Source organism: Bradyrhizobium sp. USDA 3397 (genome assembly GCF_054060965.1).
Genome location: NZ_JBSSDS010000001.1, coordinates 6,620,582 through 6,638,595, shown reverse-complemented (window position 1 = coordinate 6,638,595; position 18,014 = coordinate 6,620,582). Strand labels below are relative to the sequence as shown.

The following is an 18,014-nucleotide window of genomic DNA, read 5'->3' as shown; positions in this document are numbered from 1 at the left end:
TGAGCTGAACCATGCAGTACTTCAATTTCGTCGGCCGCTGGCGACGCAAACGGATGTCAAATGCGCTCGTCGCCGCAGCGATCTTTGGCCTGGCGCGGATAGCGTCGGCCCAGACGGCATTTTATGATGCGCCGGAATCATTGCTCGCTGGTGCGCCGGGCACCCTGGTGCGGCAGGAGCCGATGGACGGCGCTCCGCTCGGCGCCTCCACCTATCGCGTACTCTATCGGTCAACGGGGCTGAACCGCCGGCCGGTCTTTGTGTCCGGCGTCGTTGTCGTCCCGCAAGGTGCGCCCCCGCCCGGCGGTCGTGCGATCGTTGCTTGGGCGCATCCTACATCGGGCATCGTCCCGCGGTGCGCGCCGTCGCTGGCGATTTTTCTGTTTCAGCAGATCCAGGGCCTTCGCTCGATGATCGCCCGTGGCTTCGTCGTGGTGGCGACCGATTATCCGGGGCTCGGCACGCCGGGCCCGCATCCTTATCTGGTGGGTGAGAGCGAAGGTCGCGCCGTGATCGATATCGTGCGCGCCGCACGCTCCCTTCCCCGGGCAGGCGAGGGCAAGGACTTCATCGTATGGGGACATTCGCAAGGCGGGCAAGCCGCGCTCTTCGCTGGGATGATGGCAAGCGTTTACGCCCCTGAGCTGAAGCTTCTCGGCGTCGCGGCGGCGGCGCCAGCTACGGATCTTGCGAAGCTGATGAGTGACGATATCAACTCGATCGGTGGCAAGAACATCACGGCGATGACGCTATGGTCGTGGCACCGGGTCTATGGAGCCGCCATCGACGATGTTGTCGATCCGCGCGCCATGCCTGCCATTGAAAGGCTAGCGCAAGAATGCATCGAAGGGCCTTTCGACCTGATCGTCAGGCAAAGAACAGGGAGGCCACTCGAGCAATATTTCCTGATGGTGCAAGATCCGACCAAGGCCGAACCTTGGCGCTCGCTTCTTGAACAGAACAGCACCGGTGTGCTCTCTCCTGAGATCCCCATCTTTCTGGCACAGGGAACCAGCGACCAGATCATCCAGCCGGCGGTTACGCAGGCCTACATGGACAGACTGTGCAAGGCGGGCAGCAAGGTCAGGATGATCATGCTGCCCGGTATCGGCCATGGACGCGCCGCACAAGCGAGCACGATGGCGGCGGTGAACTGGATCACTGACCGTTTCGCCCGGAAAACACCTCCAGACGACTGCGTCAGATAGGGCACGGTCGCTCGCTACGCGAGCGAAGGTTGGTGGGCCCGGCAGAACTCGAACCAGCAACCAGACCTTATGCGCGGCAGGAGACAAGGCCCAAGCTGGCGGTGTATTCACACGTCGTGTTGCCCAAACCATCGAGCAAGATCTCATTCCACCAACGCGGAAGACCTTTGGGCCAGTGGAGCTTGGTGAAGATCTGAAGGTGATCGAGGTCGGAGAGAACGTTGAGGTCCGAAGACCCGCGAAACCTTGATCTTACCGTGGGTGATGCCGGGGTCGAAGCGCTCGAGCCAATTTGCTTGCCGCATCAGTCCGAATTTGGCCCCAGATGCGAAGTGAGGCACCTCTCTGGGGCCCGCTTAGTGGGGTGGAACGGACTAGATTTACTTACGCGGAGTTCTTCGCATTTTGAGGCCCATTTGCGACCTCGTGCGATGTTCGCTTTCACGCCGCTATTGAGCGCATAGCAGACCTCGTTCCGAGGGGCGGGGGAGCGTTTGCCCAAGGCTAGTAGGCTCTCTGTCGAGTGGGATCAGGGCAGTGGCTCCATTCCACTCGATCGAATGGCAGCAGCAGCTTCCGGGGCTGACAGAGCCTTGACGAAAGCTGCGGCAGCGTCGGGCTCCTTCGAGCCCGTGTGAACGGCCGCGGACCAGATTGTGAACCCCTGAACTTCGGCCGGAAGCGGGCCGAGATACTGGAGCCCTTTCGCATGCACCAGCTCGGTTACTTGTTGAAAGCCGAGCTCGATATCGCCGCGGGCTACAAGATCACCAATCTGGGCGCCTGATGGAGGTTGCTTGATCTTGTGCTTGATTTCATCGGCGATCCCAAGCTTCTGAAACAATTGCTCCAAGTAGCGGCCGCTTGCACCGGAGGAAATGCCGATCGACTCGGCTTTCAGCAGGGCCTCGCGCAGCCCCTTCGTCGTCGACACATCGGGCCGGGCAACATCCGCCTTTACGGCTGCGCCGATTGCAGATCGGGAGAAGTCTTGTTTGGATGCTGCTACAAGTCGTCCCTCTTTCGTCAGCCGATCAAGGCCAGGCGAGGTGCTGATGACAACATCGAATATCTCATCTTCCAAAACGCGTTTGGCGATCGCCTCCGATCCAGCCCAGCTCAGGACCAGCGTGACCCGCGCCTTCTTCTCGAAACGGGCTGAAAGCTCTGCAACCGCTTCCTTCACAGCGTTCGGGGCGATCACCTTCAACTCTGTTGCCAATAGTGGGGCGCTAAAGGTCGTACATGCGATGACCAGAAATGCGGCGTAGCAACTGAATATGCGGTCGGGCATCTTCGTCCTCCCTGTCCCCTCGGCCCACGTATCAAGAGCAGCGCCTCTGTCGGGTCCCTCTTCTAGTCAGGAAAATCCAGTAATGTCCGCTTCTGGGCCCATCTGCGAAGTTGCGCTGCGTCTCACGGAGGTGCTTATCGCGGCAGAGCGGACCAGATTTGCTCAATGAGTTCTTCGCATTCTGACCCGAAGCGGTCATTCCGGAGCGACCCCGGAGCAAGTGCCAATCGTCGGCGTCGATTAATATCGCAGGAGCGTCACTAGAGCGCACTAAGCAGCGCTTTGGCCTCCCGCAGATCAGGTGTGTCGAAACCTTCCGTGAACCAGCCATAGGCCGGCGTGAGGAGATCACAGGCCTGCTGCTGCTTGCCCTGATCACACCAGAGCCGGGCCAAGCTCGTGGTAGCGCGCAGCTCCAGAGCCTTCGCGCTCTGGCGACCGGCCACGTCAAGCGCTCGCCGAAAGTGCGCTTCCGCTTCGGTCCTATCGCCGCCTGGCCTCGCCGCCGTCAGCTCCCCAATCAAGCGATAAATTTCCGCCTCCCATCGCCGCTCCCCGGTCTCCTCGACAGCGGCCGCAGCTTCGGACAGTGCAGTCAGTCCTTGCTCGATTTCTCCGGCCCACGCCAAAGCTTCAGCCAGCAGCGCGAGATAATAAGGTCGACGGATGCGCACCCCCGTCGGCTTGACGGCCGCGAGACCGTCGCGAACCTCCGCGATCCCTTTCACCGCCTGCCCGCGTACCGTGATCGCCCAACCCCGCAAAATGCTTCCAGCCGCCGCCAAGTGCGGTGCGATGCCATGCTCGGCGCACACCGCGATTGCGGCCTCTGCGTGCTCCAGGGCCGGCTCCGCTTCCCGCCGATGCTGGTAGATCATCCCCGCGAACACCAGGGCGAGCACAAGGCTAAAGGGGTGCGACAGCTCCCGCGCCATGCTCACGGCCTCGCGCGCCATCGCGAGCGCCTGCTGGGGGAAACCGAGCGGCCACAGTGCGGCGGCCGCGGTGTATCGGTTGCAGACACCCGCGTCGTGGCTGCCGTAGAGGAACTTGTGAGCGCGGTACGCGTCCGGCCGATAGAGCGCCAGTCCCGCCTCGAGATGCGCGCGGCACGCGGTCGGCTCCGGAAGATTGAGAAGCGTTGTCCATGCGGCATGATGCGCCTGCAGGAGGAGTCCCGGATCGGCGCTCCGCCGAGCGACTGCAAACAGCTCGTCCAACAGATCGCGAGCCGTCTTGAAGTCGCAGCGCTGCTGGTACACGAGCCACAAGCCCCAACTAACGGTAAAGAGCTGCGCCACATCGCCGGCTTGCCGGCACAGGTCGCGGGCGCGCAAGTATGCTTGCTCCACCTCCGGTGCCGACCAGCTCCTGGTGGCGATCAGCACAGGCGCAAGCACGAGCTGCAACTCGAGTTCGTGGCAGGCTCGTTCCGCTGGATCGGCAATCTGCTCAGCGACCATCAGCCCATTGCGGAGATGGGCGATCGCCTCCGCGTGGGCCGAGCGCTCTGCTGCGCGCTGGCCGGCCTTGCGCCAGTAGGCAACAGCGTTTTCCGTTAGGTTAGCTTCGGTGAAGTGATGCGCAAGCACCTCCGGCTGGGTGGCGGCAACGTCCGGGAGCTTCTCCTCCATCGCTCGTGCGATGCGCGCGTGCAGCGGTTGCCGCTTGATGCGCAGCAGTGTGCCGTAGGCGGTGTCCTGGACGAGGGCGTGCTTGAAGCTATAGGCCGATGAACCACGACGGAAAATCAATTGTGACGCAGCAAGCTGTTCAAGGGCCGCCTGCAAGGGAGCTTCCGACAGGGGCGAGACGGCCCGTATCAGATCGTCGGAGAACTCCCGGCCAATGGCGGCGCCAGTCTGGGCAATTTCTTTGGCTTCCGGGCCGAGGCGGTCGAGACGGGCCAGGAGCGAGGCGTGCAGGGTAGCTGGGACGGCGAGTGCACCCGGTGAGATTCGCGACAGCACGCCCTGGGCGTCCCGTTCACCGGCTCCCGTCTCGAGCACCGCCTTGGTCAGTTCCTCCACGAACAGCGGCACGCCGTCCGTACGGTCGATGATCTCGTGGACGATCGCGCGAGGCAGCACCTTCTCGCCGACTACCCGCTCCACGAGGGTTGCGGTGTCGCGGCGGTTCAAGCGACCGAGCGTCAGCATCGTGACGTGCGGCTGGCCGATCCACGGCGGCGGGAACTCCGGTCGGAAGGTGAGGAGCAACAGCACTGGCAGATGCTGCACGCGATCGACTGTCACCTGGAGCAACTCAAGCGTGGTCGGGTCGATCCAGTGCACGTCTTCGAAGATCATCAGTACGGGATTGCGCCGAGACAGGTCCTCGACGTGCCGTACCACCGCCTGAAGCGTGCGCTCCTTCTTCGCCTGCGGACTGAGCGCAACTGGATCATAGCGGTCGGAGGGCAACGACAGCAGTTCCGCCAAGAGCGGCACGTCCTCGACGGCGGTCGCTGCGCCCGCCAACAGCGCCTCCAGTTTGTCGAGCTTGACCGTCGGCGGATCGTCCCGGGTGAACCGGGCCGCTCGCTCCAATTGCCTGATGACGGGGTACAGGGCGCTGCCCTGGTGGTGCGGCGAGCAGAAGCAGCGCGGGCGCGAGTACGGTTCGGCTTGAAGCTTCTCCTGAAGGGCCGCCACCAGCCGCGATTTCCCGACCCCGGGCTCGGCTGAGAGCAGCACCACCTGCCCCTCGCCAGAGATCGCTCGCTGCCACCGGCGCAGCAGCAGTTCGATCTCCTCCTCGCGGCCGACCAGCGGCGTAAGACCGGCCGAATGGAAGGCTTCAAACCGGCTCTCGACGGCGCTCGACCGGAGCACCTGATAGGCTTGGACCGGCTGCGGAAAGCCCTTGATCGCGATCGCGCCGAGATCACGATACTCGAAAAGATCGCCTAGCAGGTGGCGCGTCGTGGGGCCTACGACAATGGTGTTCGGCTCGCCAAGAGCTTGCAGGCGGGCCGCGAGGTTGGGCGTCTCGCCTACTACGGCGCGTTCCTGTGCTTCGCCTGAGCCAATGAGGTCACCGACCACGACAAGCCCTGTGCCGATGCCGATCCGGATCCGAAGACGCTCGGATGTTTCCAGTTGGTCGACGGCGTCGATGAGGGCCAAACCGGCGCGCACCGCTCGCTCGGCATCGTCCTCATGCGCCTGTGGGTAGCCGAAATAAAGCAGTACGCCATCGCCCATGTACTTGGCGACGAAGCCGTCGAAGCGGGCGACCGTCTCAGCGACGCAGCGGTGATAGACGCCGATCACCTCACGTAGGTCCTCGGCGTCAAGACCAGCCGATAGCGCGGTCGAACCGACGAGGTCGCAGATCATCACCGTGAGTTGCCGCCGTTCGGCCGAGGAGACGGCGCTCAGGCTTGGTGCCGGCGCGGCGCTCGGGCCTGCCAACTCCGAGGGCTGTGGCAGGCGGGCGGCCGCTTTCAATAGCTTCTTGCGTTGGCCAAGCGAGAGACCGAGCTTCTCCAGGTCCGCCTCGCTCAGCTCAGGCAGGATCTTGAGATCGACATCGTTCGCCCGTAATGCGGGTGCAATCCCGGCCAGGCCAAGCGGCGCCAGCCAGCGCTCCAACTCGTCCACGGCCTCCTCCCTGGTCGTTCAGGCCGTCGGTGGCTGCGCATTTTACCAGATCGAGCCCGCGCTCCAAAAGGTATCTTCTCACTGCAGGAATCCCGGAAGAAGCCGGCCCCACTGATGTCGGCTCATGGCCCATCGCCGGCGTTGCGCCCGACGATCGGAAGTCCGCTCGTTGCCAGAGCGGGCCAGATTTGCTGGACCTGAGTTCTTCGGACTTTGACCCGAGCGGACATTGCAGCCGCTGGCATCGTTGCGCTGCCAGGAGGGGCAACGGCCTGAATTGCCCGGCCGCTCTTTCAGTCGCGACCGGCTGAGCCTCTCAACTAGTAAGGGTTGAACACGCTCTCAAGAAAACGCTCCTTTTCACCAGGCGCATAACCCTGACAAGCGCCGAAATACGGTTCTGGCCTGTCACAGGGGCTGGCTGACCGATAGTATGGACGCGGCGCATAGGCAAAGCCCGAGGCTGAGCCTGATGGGCACATGTGATGATGGGGACGGAGCACCGCGTGCCCGCGATGCCCTTGATACACAGATGCTGCGTTTACGACCGCGCACACGCTTATCAAAACGCTCAAGGTCAAAATCGCACGCACCGCATTCTTCCTAAGAGTTCGCCCCCTCTGCTCAATTTATGCCGTGATGCAGCGTTCCAACGAAATCGCGGCTGCCTCTTGCTTGGGCTCTAAGTGGCGGGTTTCTTGTTGATGTGCGACCAAGCTCCGCGCACGCCCCATTGCTGGCGCCGCTCTTGGCTTGGCGCCGGTCCGCGACACCAGTCCGCCTCTAAGAGCGCAATTCTCCCCTCTGACGGACGAGTATCGGGCCGGCGCCATCGGATCGGCCCGGGGGAAGCTATTGGCGATGCTCAAGGCGCGTTCCTCCTCGGTCTCAAGAGCTATTTTTTTGAGCTAGCATGACATCGCCCTCGACCAAGCCACCCACCGGGACGAAGCACCACCCGGTGCTGAGCCGCCCGTATTCGTCGATCTCGTTGACGTTGCCGGACGTTCCCCGCCGGATGCGGTATCGCTTTCCGGTATCGCACCCAACGACGTCGAAGTACCCCTTCCTCTCGAACTCGACCCTTTGCTGGGGCGAAAGCCAAGAACGCAGCAGTCGCAGCGCTCGAGCCTGAACCGTTTTCTCCTCCTTTGCTGCTCGATAAAGCGTACCGATAGCCAGGCTCCGAGGCGTCCACGGGCCGATGCGGCGAACCTTCTCCTCACTGGTGCTCACCCGCCCACGAGCCGCGGGAAGAACAATGTCTCTTCGGCGATAGGATCGAACGCGGTGATCCTTGTTACCTCACCGGGCCCCTTCCGCACCGCCCCGGTATATCCTTTGGTGGTAAATTGCAGAAAAAAGCCTCTCCGCCTCGACCAATGCTTCTGCATTGGAGTTGTCGAAGAAGTGCCGGCTGGCCACTGTGATCCATCACGATCCTCACAAGCAATGTGGAACATGCGCTCCCCGTTCCTAATCGTTCGAACGCCAGCGAGACAGCTTAGTGGCAAGTGAGCTCGATAGAGACGCCAGCGATGAGCCCTCTATGTCACACCGGCATTCGAAAGCGCGAAGGCGACGAGCGAGGCGGCCAGCTTCTGTTCGCCTTCGACGGCTTCTGGCACGATCGTGGTCACGGCCGTCGTGGGGATGGGTCGCGGGATCTGGCTTCCAAGCATGCGAGCGGCTGCGGAAGTGGGCACGCGCACTGGATCAAGGTGAAACCCACCGTTGATTCACCTTTGTTGTGGCCGGAACCCAGATATCGGGAAAACTTGGCAAACCGGGGCTGGCACCATAATGCACCTACCTCTTTCACCCGGTTCCTTTTTGACACGGCGCAGGCCGCGGCGAGCTGAATCGCTGCGGCCTTTTCGTCGAGCCGCCAGCGTGGCGCGATGATTGAGATCGGCGGAATGATGCAGTCCGGTGAGGCGACGGGCGCCTGCCTTTCGACGTCCCAGCCGAACAGCCAGTTGGCCAACTAGCAACTGCGAGCCGGCAGTGCCTGGGGGTGCTGCCGGCGCTCGAGAATCAGCCGCCCATCCGCCGTGACTGCGCTTTCTGATGGCTCGGCGTGCCGCGATCGTGCCTCGACTCAGGCTGTCAATCAGGCGTCGGCAATTGGCCGACATCAACCACGAGAATGGCTTGGCTATGAGTATCGAACAACAGACAAGCGTATCGTGTGCAGCAAAGGTGTCTGCTGCGACAAAGCGAAATGGCGGACGGATACCGTCTGTCCCGGACAACGAAGGCAATGCCGCCAAGATCACAGCTCACCTCCATGAGGGCGGCACACTACGAGATTGCCCTGTCAGCATACATTTCCGCGACATACTGAAAGCGGAGCGGCCCGAATGGTGGGCTGAGGTCATTCGCAAGTCTCACGCGAACACCACCGCTCGCAAGGTGAGGACATGCCCTGAGAAGATGATGGCAAAGACACATTGTCGAAACGGACACCTACTCACCGCGGAAACGTCAGTCGTTCGCACACTTAAGCAAGGGCAATGGCAGGTCCGTCGCTGCCTGATCTGCGAGCGAGGTTATGAGCATACCAGAAGCTACAAGGCCAGCGACGTTGCCAACGTGATCGAGCGAGCGAAAGCCGGTGCTTCAATGTACAAGCTCACGAGCTACCGCAGCAGTCAGCGCGTCATGGCGCTCGGGCCGCTGAAAAACGCGATGCGCGACAACCCGCAGATTGAGGCTATCCTAAAGCCCCTCTTTTTGAGGAACAGTTTGCACAACCCGCGCAGGCTGATCACGCGCAAGTCAGTCATCCGAGGCCCGACACTGACCGGCATCATTGCCGGACCGTCGCACGAAGTGTTCACGGCGGTTGACCGCGCCGTTCCGCGCCATCTGGACTATCACACGCGCAAGGACGTTATGGGCGACATGATGCTTGCGATCTTGGAGGGACAATTATCCATCGAGGACGCGCCGCGCCGATATCGCGAGTTCCTGCGCGGCACCGATCGCATGTTCCCGACCAAGTATGGTCCGGTATCGCTCGATGCGCCGGCATTCCATGATAGCGATATGCCCCTGATCGAGAGGGTCAGCGTCGGTCTCTGGTCCTGAAGGCCTCTATCGGAACTACCCTGATCTTTAGGAAGAAGCCCGTCGGTAACTCCGGCGGGCTTCTCTATTGCGGCTCTCTCAGGCGACCAGTTTAATGGTCTCTTCGATTGGAGGGATCGCAATGCAAAAAATGATCACGGTAGTCGCAATGACTGCCGCTTTAGCCCTTGCAGCGTGTGGCAGAGAACCCGGACCGAAGGGTGATCCAGGACCCCAGGGGCCGGCCGGGCCGCAAGGTGCCCAAGGGATTCAGGGCGTGCCAGGCCCACAGGGGCCAGCAGGCGCGCAAGGTCCCCAAGGACCGCAGGGACCGAAAGGTGACAAGGGAGACAAGGGCGATCCGGCGTCGGTCAATATCCGAGTGGTGCAGGCCGACGGCGCCGTCAATTGCGACAGCAGCGAAATGCTTGTGTCGGTGTTCTGCCCCACTGGTGGCAGCGCGGATGGCGGAAAGTGCAGCACTCCGCCGACAATTGGTCTTTGCCTGAAAAAGTGAAACTGGAGCAGGGCCCACCAGCGTGAACCGGCGGGCCCTGCTCATTGTGTGCAGAGTTAGCGCTGATGCCCTAAGCCAACTCCAAGGCTACGTGCCTTTTGCCTCAACGAGCCCTCGGATCGCTTCATCAGCTTCGAGAGCTTGGCTACCGGCGTGCGAGCCTTGGAATGTGCCTTCAGTAGCTTGACGTCTTCCTTCGTATACTCTTTGCGCTTGCTCTTCGTCTTTTTTGCCACTTGATGCTCTCCAACGTGATCACGCCGGGGGTAAAGTGATCATGTGAGTGCGTCAAGCGCGGGTATCTTGCTGGCGAACCCATTATCGGAAGTCGTACCGAGCAAAAAAACAGCCCGCGAGCGTCAAGGTGGGATAGGCTTATCGGTGGGGGCGTCTTGGAGGTTAAAACATGCACAAGGCTCTTCTGTTTTCCGTTGCGCTTGTCTGCATGGTCGGGTTCGGCGCGCAAAACGCTGCGCGTGCCGTTCCTGCTGACCCGCACCTGGTCGGCGCGATTGCTTCGTCGCCGTCCAACGTGCACTTGGCTCGGGCTGCCGTGCGCGGTCCGCGTGGTGGAGGCGCTGTTGTTGGCCCACGCGGGGCGGCCGTTCGCGGCCCACGCGGCGGAGCTGCTGTCGTTGGCCCGCGTGGCCGCGCGGCCGTCGTCGGCCCGCGGGGCGGAGCCGCTGTCGTTGGTCGGCCCTATTACGGTGGCGTCTGGTACGGCACTGGAAGGCGCTATTGGAACGGCCGCTGGTGGCCCTACGGCGTAGGCGCTTGCTGGCGTCGCAGTCCAATCGGATTCGTGTGGGTCTGCGGCTAGGAGTCTTCCACTCTTGCCTTGAACTAAATCAAAAGCGGGTGCGGCAGATGGTCCTTCCTATTGTGCCATGGCGTACCCGCCCTACCCCGCAGGAAACTGACAACCGCTTGCGGAGTGTCATAGCTCTCGCGCCATTGCGGGTGACTGCGGTTCTTGACCTTGATCCAGAATTTTTGCCGGCCGCCACGGTAAGGCCGGTCGCGATATTTGGAGACCAGGCCTTCTAGGGCCATCCGGCAAGCCGCCCGGAACAGGTCGGGCTCGATCTCGCCTCGCTCGAAGGCTGTTCCCGGGGGAACAATTCGAGCTGGCCGTGACGGGCAGCGTCATTTTTACTTATGGACTACCCTCGCCGAATGGGAGAAGAATTTGGGCGGTTTCCAATGGAGGGCTAGTAAGTCGGGGGCGTCCAATGAGTACCCGCGGTCGAGCGCTCATTCCTGCTGCTGTCATTCGCGAACGTCTTCTGAGCATCGTTTCTGCACTTGTTGAATTAGAGGAGGTTCGAGCCCGAGTTCTCGCGGCCGAGCAATGCGAACAATCAGCAAGGCCCAAGCAGAAGAGGAGGCGTCATCGCCGTCCCGAGCCTATCGGCAGGAAGCGCTAGCGGTCGGTCGCCTAGCTTGCGACCGCGCAGCCGATGCCGAGGAACGATCGTGTCGACTCGGTTCGTCTGTCAGTCGTTGCGTTGCCATCCGTTCGCAAGAGCTGTTCCAAGACTTAGTCACAGCTCGCGAGCCGGGGCGTTCCTTTGATGCTGGATTCACATTTGTTAATCCCAAAGGGATGATTGTTTGGGATGAAGCTGCGTTTGCCATCCAACGGCAGACCTCTCGGTCCCAGCTCGTTTTTCGATCCGGAAAAACCTCCAGGCTGGGGCCGATGTGGTCTACTCAGGACAGCCTTTTCCTTCCAGCCGCCGCACAAGTGCCGCTCTCGTGGAGCTCGAGCCAACCATGCTGGACGGCGTATTTTATGCCGGCGCCAAACTCCTCGCCTGCAACTTTCATTGTGTAGAGGAACGGAGCGTTGATCTTCTCGATATGGATCGGGCCGTCCTGCACTCGTGCGATACCGGTGGCGATCTCGACCAACTTGCGCGCGGCGGCTTCCGGGTCGGCAAAGGGACGTTCGGTCGTGAGCTTCATGAGCCAGCACTAGCCGGAAAGGACTTCCCACCCCTTGCGATATCCCTGTTATGCACAGTCACTCCCCGACATACCTTCGTTTGTCTTGACAATCTCAACAAAAATTTGAGCGAGAGTCGCAAACCGAACCGACATTCCCGCTTCTCTTTAACAAAGTCGTATTGGGTCGGGGCTAAATCACGGCTCATCCAAAATCTGATCGAACACAGAGCGTGAGCTCTCGTGGCGCAAGCGAGCGTCGCGAGGAATGCTTTCGCTTGAGAAAGGGAATGTTGCGTGAGTGAAAGCGAAATGAAATCGACGCCGAACGGAACGAATGTTTTCGGGATGCCATGGTTGGATTTCTCGAAGGTCGCCTTGCCCGGCGGGGGGCGCGAGCTTACCGAGCGGGGCCTCGCCCGCGCACGGGAAGGTTGCGAGAAGATCAAGGCCGCATCGGAAGAGATGACGGAGGCGCTGCGCGAGACCTATTCGAGCAATGCGAGATGCACGACCGACTACGGGCTCAAGTTGTTCGAAATCTCAAACGCCAATGTCGCTTCTGCGCTCGATTTCTTCGTCCATCTGTTCGGCAGCAAGTCAGCGACCGACGTCTATACCTTATCGGCGGCGCAAGCGCGCAAGGCGTTCGACACCGCCTCCGACCAGAACAAGGAATTGTGGGCGCTTGCCCAGAAGCTCGCGACGGAAACGGGTGAGCCGATCAGGAAGCACTTCACCAGGGTTCTCCACCAAGGCGGCGGCTAAAAAAGCGCGCTCAACTTCACATCCAGATTCGTTTGAGGAGGGACCCGGCCGGTTGGAGCAAGCCGAGCTGAGCGAGCACGCCCCACACTGCCCCCATGCTCGATCAACAAGGTGCGCGATGCCCCCAACCCCGCACCGACAAGAGGCGTATTCCAACCGGCCGGTGCTTTTCTGCAAAATACAACAAAGACAAAAAGACAAATCGCAAGGGAGGGCAACATGGGAATGGTTATGGTCAAGTGCCCGCAAACCGGACACGCGATTCCCACCGGTATCCAGACTGATCGTGAGAGCTTTGGACGCCGCGCGGTGTTTTTCTCGCGCACGCGTTGTCCGATCTGCCGCACCGATCACGCGTGGTTTGCGCGGGAAGCCTGGGTGGACGAGCCGGGCATCCGGATCGCGCCGTCGTAGCGGCGGCTCCCGGCTTTGTTCGGTCCCGGCGGTCTTCAGACACAAGCTACATGACCGGCTCATGTCGGCCGGGACAACGTGCGAGACATTCATGAACCCTCTATCGCCGAGCGACGTGTTCCTTACGGTCGCGATCATGGGCGCCACTTTCCTGGCCGAGGTTGGGCTCTTTATTTTGATTGGAATGCTTTGAAAGGAGCGCGCGATCTGGGCAGCGCCCAGCGATGCGAGGTCTAGGACCCGCAAGCTTCAACAGCGGGGGAAATGGAGACACCCGACTGCGGAGCCGAACTAGCACTGGGGCGCCTCGGATGTGGGCCTTCTGCGGTGGTTCACATCGGCGCGCCCTTCTTCAATGGCCAGCCGATTCCCGTGCCCATCAAAGCAGTGTCGGCTCTTCTTCGAGGTCCTGGCCGCGTAGACGCGCGATAACCTCGCCGAGGTAGGAAGTCCAGCATCTTGCCGGTACGCCGTAGAAATACGGCCTGGCATTTTAATCTTGCGCTAGCGCAATCCGGCCAACGTCCCAAGGTGACGCGTTTTCAACCGGGAGGAGCGGCGCCATGGGGGCTGCGGCGTTGGGATCTGGAATCGGCGCCGGAAGCAGATTCTTCAAGAAAATCGTTCGTTTTTGTTCGCGGCGTCGACACGCTGACCGTTGCGGAGAAGGTCTATAGCATTGCCGCCTTCCTCGCGATCGTCACCACTTTCCTGCTGGTGATGTCGGTCCAGTCGGTGCGCTTGCAGACAACCTATCGTCACATGCATGCCTCCTCGCCCGCGGCTGCGATCAATGTCGGGCGCATCAATGCGCTGATCTATGCGATCGTCATGGAGTCGCGCGGCATCTACATGACGGCCGATCGCGCCAAGATGAAGCAGTTCGCGGACGGCCTCTTGCGCCGTAACCGAGAGCTTGCCGAGGTCGTCAACAGCATGGAGAAGAACATCGGCAACGAGGAGGCCGAACTGTTCTCGAGCTTACGGCAGCGCATCCAGCAGTTCATCGAGTTCCGTCAGGAACTGGTGCGGCGCGGAGTGGAGATCAGCTCGGCCGCGGCACGCGAATGGGGTGACAATGACGCCAACCGTACGCTGCCGGGCAGCTCTAATTTGACATCGTTAGAGGCGGCCGCGGTCATCCGGCGCACGCCTGGAGCGCTGGAGCAGTGGCGGCGCGATCCGAACCACCCGCTGAAATGGCGCTACGTCGATGGCCGGCCACTCTGTCGTGTCGATGCGGTTCCCGACTATCTGGCCCAGTGCGACAAGACCACTAAGACGCCTCAGCCGCATAATGCTCACGGAGACGCCCGAGGAGCTCGGCCTTGATTGGGTCAAGCGGGTTGGTTCGTTGCAGGCGCACGATCTTGCCGACCCGTTTCGCGCCGACCAACTCCGCAATGTAGTCGTGAGCCGCTTCGAACGCCATCTTGCGGATGATCCATTGTTCGTCGTGATTGTAGACCTGATCGATTCCGCTTGGCTTTTGCCCAACACACAGCCGCTGGATTTCGTTGTCGTAGCCACAGCGTGACATGATAGTGCGCAAGCTGCGCCTTAAGTCATGCATGGTGAACTTGGCGACGCCCGCTTCCTTGACCAGGCGGTTGACCATCTTGGTGAAGCCGGACATCTGGCCGCCGGTCTTTGGTGACGGGAAGACATAGTCGGAGGTTGCCCGCTGGAAATGTTTCGCGGCCGAGAGCACCTCGTCAACCAAGTGAGTGCGCGGCACATCGTGGTGCAGCCCCATCTTGGTCCACGCCGCATCGAAGGTGATACGGTCATCCATGATGTGCTTTCGCCACTCGATCATGGTAGGCTCGCTGCGGCGCGGGCCACCGAGCAGGCACATGCGAGTCAGAAGACCGAAAGCGCCGAGCTTGCCGGATGCATCCCAGACCTTGATGATTTCCTCATCGGTCAGCGCGCGGCCCTTCGTTCGGCGTCCGACCCTTTGGGCGCGGGTTTCCTTGGGCGCGCGATAGCCGGCGAGCACGTTGTGCTCGACGTAACCTTCGCCGACGCACCATTCTAGGAAGGTATGCACGTGCTTGCGCAAGTCCTTGGCTGCGCCGCGCTTGCCGGTCTTTGCAATCTTGTCGACCGCAGCCATGATCTGCCGTCGCGTCAGGTCCCCCACGCCGCTCTCGGCGTGATCCTTGAGCCCGCGCCGCAGCGCCGACACTGCTGGCTTCCAGTTGACGACTTGACGTTCGGTCAAGGACGTCTGGTAGGGACCATCTACAACAATGAGCGTCGCGAGCGTGGTGCGTTGCTTTTCGGCTGCCTGTTGCCGCCTCGCCTCGCGCTTCGCATCGTTCGGATCCAAGCCCTTGACGACCTCGCCTGCGGCGATGGTGGCGGCCTTGCGCGCGGCCTTCTCATTATATTTGGGCCACGCGCCGAGGGTCTTGCGCTGGGTCCCCCTCACCCCCGGCTTGGTGAAGAGGTAAACCCAGGTCCGGCCGCCGGTGGCGCGCATGCGCAACGCGAGGCCGGGCAGCTTGTCGTCGTGGAGATAATGCTGCGCCTTCCCCGGCGGCAGCGTTGCGTTGCGGATCACCGCATCGGTGAGTGTCAGCTGGTTGGCCGGCTCCGTCATGAATCCTTCCCTCTCTCTGTGCCCGGTGTGCCCCGCAAGTACGGCGGTCAGTCCTCGAACAGAACCGGGTCTCAGACCTCCCCAGTTTTTGTGCCCCAAGGGAAAATCCACGGCGGGCACAACGGGGGCATACAAAATGTAGTAAGGTCACCTATGGGCTCTTATGGCCTCATAAGGGATCAACCCACTTCATCTAAAGGATTTTTTACATCTCAACTATGGCCGGATTTGGTTGGCTCGGGCCTACGGATTGTGGTTCACACGGGAGAGGTCCAAGGTTCGATCCCTTGTGCGCCCACCACGCTTCGCCAAAAGGCTTCGCGTGGCGCAGCCACCCCCAATGGCAGCGAAGCGTGTCCGGCGTAGCTCGAAGAACGTAGCCGGACTGCGGGTCTTGCTTCGGCTCTGTCAAAAACTCGAAAACAACCCCATGCACAGTAAACAGCAACAGCGGGATCAAGGTGTTACGACTTTTCCGAATTTTTCTTGCTCCGTCGGGCAAAACAGGGGCATGATGGCATCATCGGAAGGGGCGCAGGCTTGATGAGCATGCTGCGTCTGACCGCCCGCACGGCATCGCCGGCTTAGAGATTCAGGGATGAGCTGGATGACGCTCCCTCGCCCTCCTTCGAAACTCTGGATACGAATCGCGATCACGGGGCTTGCGGTGGCCGGGATCGGAGTCGCGGTCATGGTTGGTCTCATCTGGTTCGCACTCGAAGGGTTCGCCAGCTGCCGCAACGTGGTCCTGAGCTCGACCCGGTCGCCCGACGGCACCAAGGCCGTGTTCGTCTTCAGGCAGGAATGCAACGCAACGGTACCGGATTCCACATATGCGAGTATCGCGCCGATGGACCGGACCTTTTCACCCGATCGCAACCACGCATTCGTCGGCTTCGCCGGTCACGCGGAGATACTACCCAGCTGGCGCGGGAGCAACGTCGTCGAAATTGCGATGATGCCAGGGGTCGAGGGAGGCTTCATCCGGCACGATGAGAAGGTCGGCTCGATCCGGATCGATTACAAATGATCTGCGGGCTCGACGAATGATCACCACTTCACGGAGCCCGAACCGGCAATCTCTGCTCCGCAACCACGCGCACAGGCGGAAAAGAAACGCAATCCACGACGTCGAACAGCACCCTGATGCTGCCGCTGAATAACTGAGCGAAAGCGATCGCGTCATCGCGCTTTGCATCGGCAATCTGTGTGCCGAGCGTGCAATGAGGTCGCCAGTTTTCCGGCCGATAATGCAGCCGACACAAGGCTGGATCGATTGCAGCGCTGATGGAAGCGTGCCACCGGACGAGCGTTTCATCGAACTCCGGCTCCGCCCAGAGCACGAGTGGCGGACCTGCGAACCAACGAATTCGCTTGAACCCGACCTGCAATGGCCCTTCGCCTCCAACTGCGCGGAGCATGGTCTCCCACGCGGTCTTGGCGGCAATCTCGGGCGCATCATAAATGGCGAATGTAAAATGCGGCCGATAGCCGAGACCCCTCATCGAAGGCTGGCTCTCAAACGCGGCAACTTCATCCCACAAGGCTTCGATCCGCTCTGCGGAGGAATGGTCGGACCGAATGTTGATAGCCAAAGCCATGCGCCGGTCGCTCTGTGAAGCAATGGATTTTTGCCTCACCAATGGCAACAAAACCAGGCCTTTTGTGCGCTAGTGAGCCATAAGGACGGGGATATCCGCGTGCTCCATGATATAGCTGGTCGCTCCACCGAATATCATCTGCCGTAGCCGCGTGCGGGTGAAGGCTCCTTTGATCAATAGATCGCAACCGTGTGCCCTGGCGGCATCGAGGACCGCCTCACCAGTTTCGCGCCCGTCCAGCTCAACGCTGATCAAGCTGGCCGCAATGCCATTGTATTGGAGTTGCCGAGCGATCTGACCGGCAGACGGTCCTGGCACCGCTTGGCCGCCGACAACGGTTAGGACCGATACCCTTTCGGCCAGACGAAGCAGCGGCATGGCAAATGCGTTTGCCCGAGCTTGCTCGGTACTCCCGTTCCAGTGGATCATAATGTTTGTTGCGACGCTTCTTGGTCCATTCGACGGCGCCAGTAGAACGGGCCTGCCGCTCTCAAACAGCGCGGACTCAATCGCGCGGCGGTGAGGGCCCGCAGCATCAATATCAGACCGCGCCATCACGATCAGATCGAAAGCGCGCCCATAACTTCCGACAAAGTCTTCGCCCTCAGGCGCGGTCTCCAGCCAGCCGAAGCAAGGCGGGTTCGACCCTGCAGTGGCGCGGGGAACATCATGCTTCAGCATGAATGCTTCAAAAAAGTTGCGCATGTCGTTCAGCTCGGCTTCGCTCTTCACTTGATACGAATCCAGGAGAATGCCGGTGGCCAATTCGGCGGCCGCATATTGTGGGATGCCGAACCGGAGTGGAAAGCCTTCAATATAGGCGCCGGAGCGACGCGCTAGGCCTACGGCCACAGCGAGCGTGTCTGTCATCATCGGAATATTCTGAAGCGGAACCAGGAGCGTCTTCATTTCGAATCTCCGATTTTCTGACGAAGATTGACGGTGGATGCATGCTCTCAATTGGGGCGGCGTCTGCAACA

The 18,014-nt window shown here is 61.1% G+C and carries 12 protein-coding genes and 2 pseudogenes; 6 read left to right on the top strand and 8 right to left on the bottom strand.

Going from position 1 to position 18,014, the window contains the following annotated elements; translation table 11 throughout:
• Positions 1–11: 11 nt before the first annotated feature.
• A complete protein-coding gene (locus ACVWYQ_RS30740) occupies positions 12–1,208 on the top strand; it encodes an alpha/beta fold hydrolase (protein WP_456726675.1) in 1,197 nt (398 codons plus the stop codon).
• 529 nt (positions 1,209–1,737) lie between these two features.
• Here the strand turns inward: ACVWYQ_RS30740 and ACVWYQ_RS30735 are convergent.
• From ACVWYQ_RS30735 to ACVWYQ_RS30720, 4 genes and pseudogenes are all read right to left on the bottom strand, one after another.
• Positions 1,738–2,502, bottom strand: coding sequence for a molybdate ABC transporter substrate-binding protein (locus tag ACVWYQ_RS30735; protein WP_456726674.1), 765 nt, complete (start codon positions 2,500–2,502; stop codon positions 1,738–1,740).
• A 260-nt stretch (positions 2,503–2,762) separates the two neighbouring features.
• Positions 2,763–6,107 (bottom strand): AAA family ATPase, encoded by a 3,345-nt coding sequence (locus ACVWYQ_RS30730; RefSeq protein WP_456726673.1) that lies wholly within the window; start codon positions 6,105–6,107, stop codon positions 2,763–2,765.
• An 839-nt stretch (positions 6,108–6,946) separates the two neighbouring features.
• Positions 6,947–7,313, bottom strand: a pseudogene (locus ACVWYQ_RS30725) (hypothetical protein); the annotation flags it as partial.
• Positions 7,314–7,339: 26 nt separating this feature from the next.
• Positions 7,340–7,560: pseudogene (locus ACVWYQ_RS30720) on the bottom strand (hypothetical protein).
• A gap of 674 nt (positions 7,561–8,234) precedes the next feature.
• On the opposite strand from ACVWYQ_RS30720, the gene ACVWYQ_RS30715 reads away from it, so the two are divergent.
• Positions 8,235–9,200, top strand: a complete 966-nt coding sequence (locus tag ACVWYQ_RS30715) for a hypothetical protein (RefSeq protein WP_456726672.1) — start codon at positions 8,235–8,237, stop codon at positions 9,198–9,200.
• Between the two features lie 2,209 nt (positions 9,201–11,409).
• Here the strand turns inward: ACVWYQ_RS30715 and ACVWYQ_RS30710 are convergent.
• Positions 11,410–11,664 (bottom strand): hypothetical protein, encoded by a 255-nt coding sequence (locus tag ACVWYQ_RS30710; protein ID WP_456726671.1) that lies wholly within the window; start codon positions 11,662–11,664, stop codon positions 11,410–11,412.
• Positions 11,665–12,000: 336 nt separating this feature from the next.
• Here ACVWYQ_RS30710 and ACVWYQ_RS30705 point away from each other — a divergent pair, with 336 nt between their 5' ends.
• From ACVWYQ_RS30705 to ACVWYQ_RS30695, 3 genes are all read left to right on the top strand, one after another.
• Positions 12,001–12,411: a phasin family protein gene (locus ACVWYQ_RS30705; protein WP_456726670.1), complete on the top strand. Its 411-nt coding sequence runs from the start codon at positions 12,001–12,003 to the stop codon at positions 12,409–12,411.
• A gap of 219 nt (positions 12,412–12,630) precedes the next feature.
• Positions 12,631–12,825 (top strand): hypothetical protein, encoded by a 195-nt coding sequence (locus ACVWYQ_RS30700; RefSeq protein WP_100235003.1) that lies wholly within the window; start codon positions 12,631–12,633, stop codon positions 12,823–12,825.
• A gap of 459 nt (positions 12,826–13,284) precedes the next feature.
• On the top strand, positions 13,285–14,157 hold the full coding sequence (locus tag ACVWYQ_RS30695) for a hypothetical protein (protein ID WP_456726669.1): 873 nt from the start codon (positions 13,285–13,287) through the stop codon (positions 14,155–14,157).
• Here ACVWYQ_RS30695 and ACVWYQ_RS30690 read toward each other — a convergent pair.
• Positions 14,102–15,433, bottom strand: a complete 1,332-nt coding sequence (locus ACVWYQ_RS30690; RefSeq protein WP_456726668.1) for a tyrosine-type recombinase/integrase — start codon at positions 15,431–15,433, stop codon at positions 14,102–14,104. The genes ACVWYQ_RS30695 and ACVWYQ_RS30690 overlap by 56 nt on opposite strands.
• A gap of 598 nt (positions 15,434–16,031) precedes the next feature.
• On the opposite strand from ACVWYQ_RS30690, the gene ACVWYQ_RS30685 reads away from it, so the two are divergent.
• Positions 16,032–16,463 (top strand): hypothetical protein, encoded by a 432-nt coding sequence (locus ACVWYQ_RS30685; RefSeq protein WP_404543735.1) that lies wholly within the window; start codon positions 16,032–16,034, stop codon positions 16,461–16,463.
• A 28-nt stretch (positions 16,464–16,491) separates the two neighbouring features.
• Here the strand turns inward: ACVWYQ_RS30685 and ACVWYQ_RS30680 are convergent, their stop codons facing one another.
• Entirely contained in the window at positions 16,492–17,034 is a 543-nt protein-coding gene (locus tag ACVWYQ_RS30680; RefSeq protein WP_404543738.1) for a 2'-5' RNA ligase family protein, read from the bottom strand.
• 69 nt (positions 17,035–17,103) lie between these two features.
• Positions 17,104–17,943, bottom strand: a complete 840-nt coding sequence (locus ACVWYQ_RS30675) for a universal stress protein (RefSeq protein ID WP_404543740.1) — start codon at positions 17,941–17,943, stop codon at positions 17,104–17,106.
• Positions 17,944–18,014 lie beyond the last annotated feature (71 nt).

Coding starts and splice junctions, on each gene's coding strand:
- ACVWYQ_RS30735 (WP_456726674.1), bottom strand. CDS start 2,502: ATGCCCGACCGCATATTCAGTTGCTACGCCGCATTTCTGGTCATCGCA.
- ACVWYQ_RS30690 (WP_456726668.1), bottom strand. CDS start 15,433: ATGACGGAGCCGGCCAACCAGCTGACACTCACCGATGCGGTGATCCGC.
- ACVWYQ_RS30700 (WP_100235003.1), top strand. CDS start 12,631: ATGGGAATGGTTATGGTCAAGTGCCCGCAAACCGGACACGCGATTCCC.
- ACVWYQ_RS30710 (WP_456726671.1), bottom strand. CDS start 11,664: ATGAAGCTCACGACCGAACGTCCCTTTGCCGACCCGGAAGCCGCCGCG.
- ACVWYQ_RS30675 (WP_404543740.1), bottom strand. CDS start 17,943: ATGAAGACGCTCCTGGTTCCGCTTCAGAATATTCCGATGATGACAGAC.
- ACVWYQ_RS30740 (WP_456726675.1), top strand. CDS start 12: ATGCAGTACTTCAATTTCGTCGGCCGCTGGCGACGCAAACGGATGTCA.
- ACVWYQ_RS30680 (WP_404543738.1), bottom strand. CDS start 17,034: ATGGCTTTGGCTATCAACATTCGGTCCGACCATTCCTCCGCAGAGCGG.
- ACVWYQ_RS30685 (WP_404543735.1), top strand. CDS start 16,032: ATGAGCTGGATGACGCTCCCTCGCCCTCCTTCGAAACTCTGGATACGA.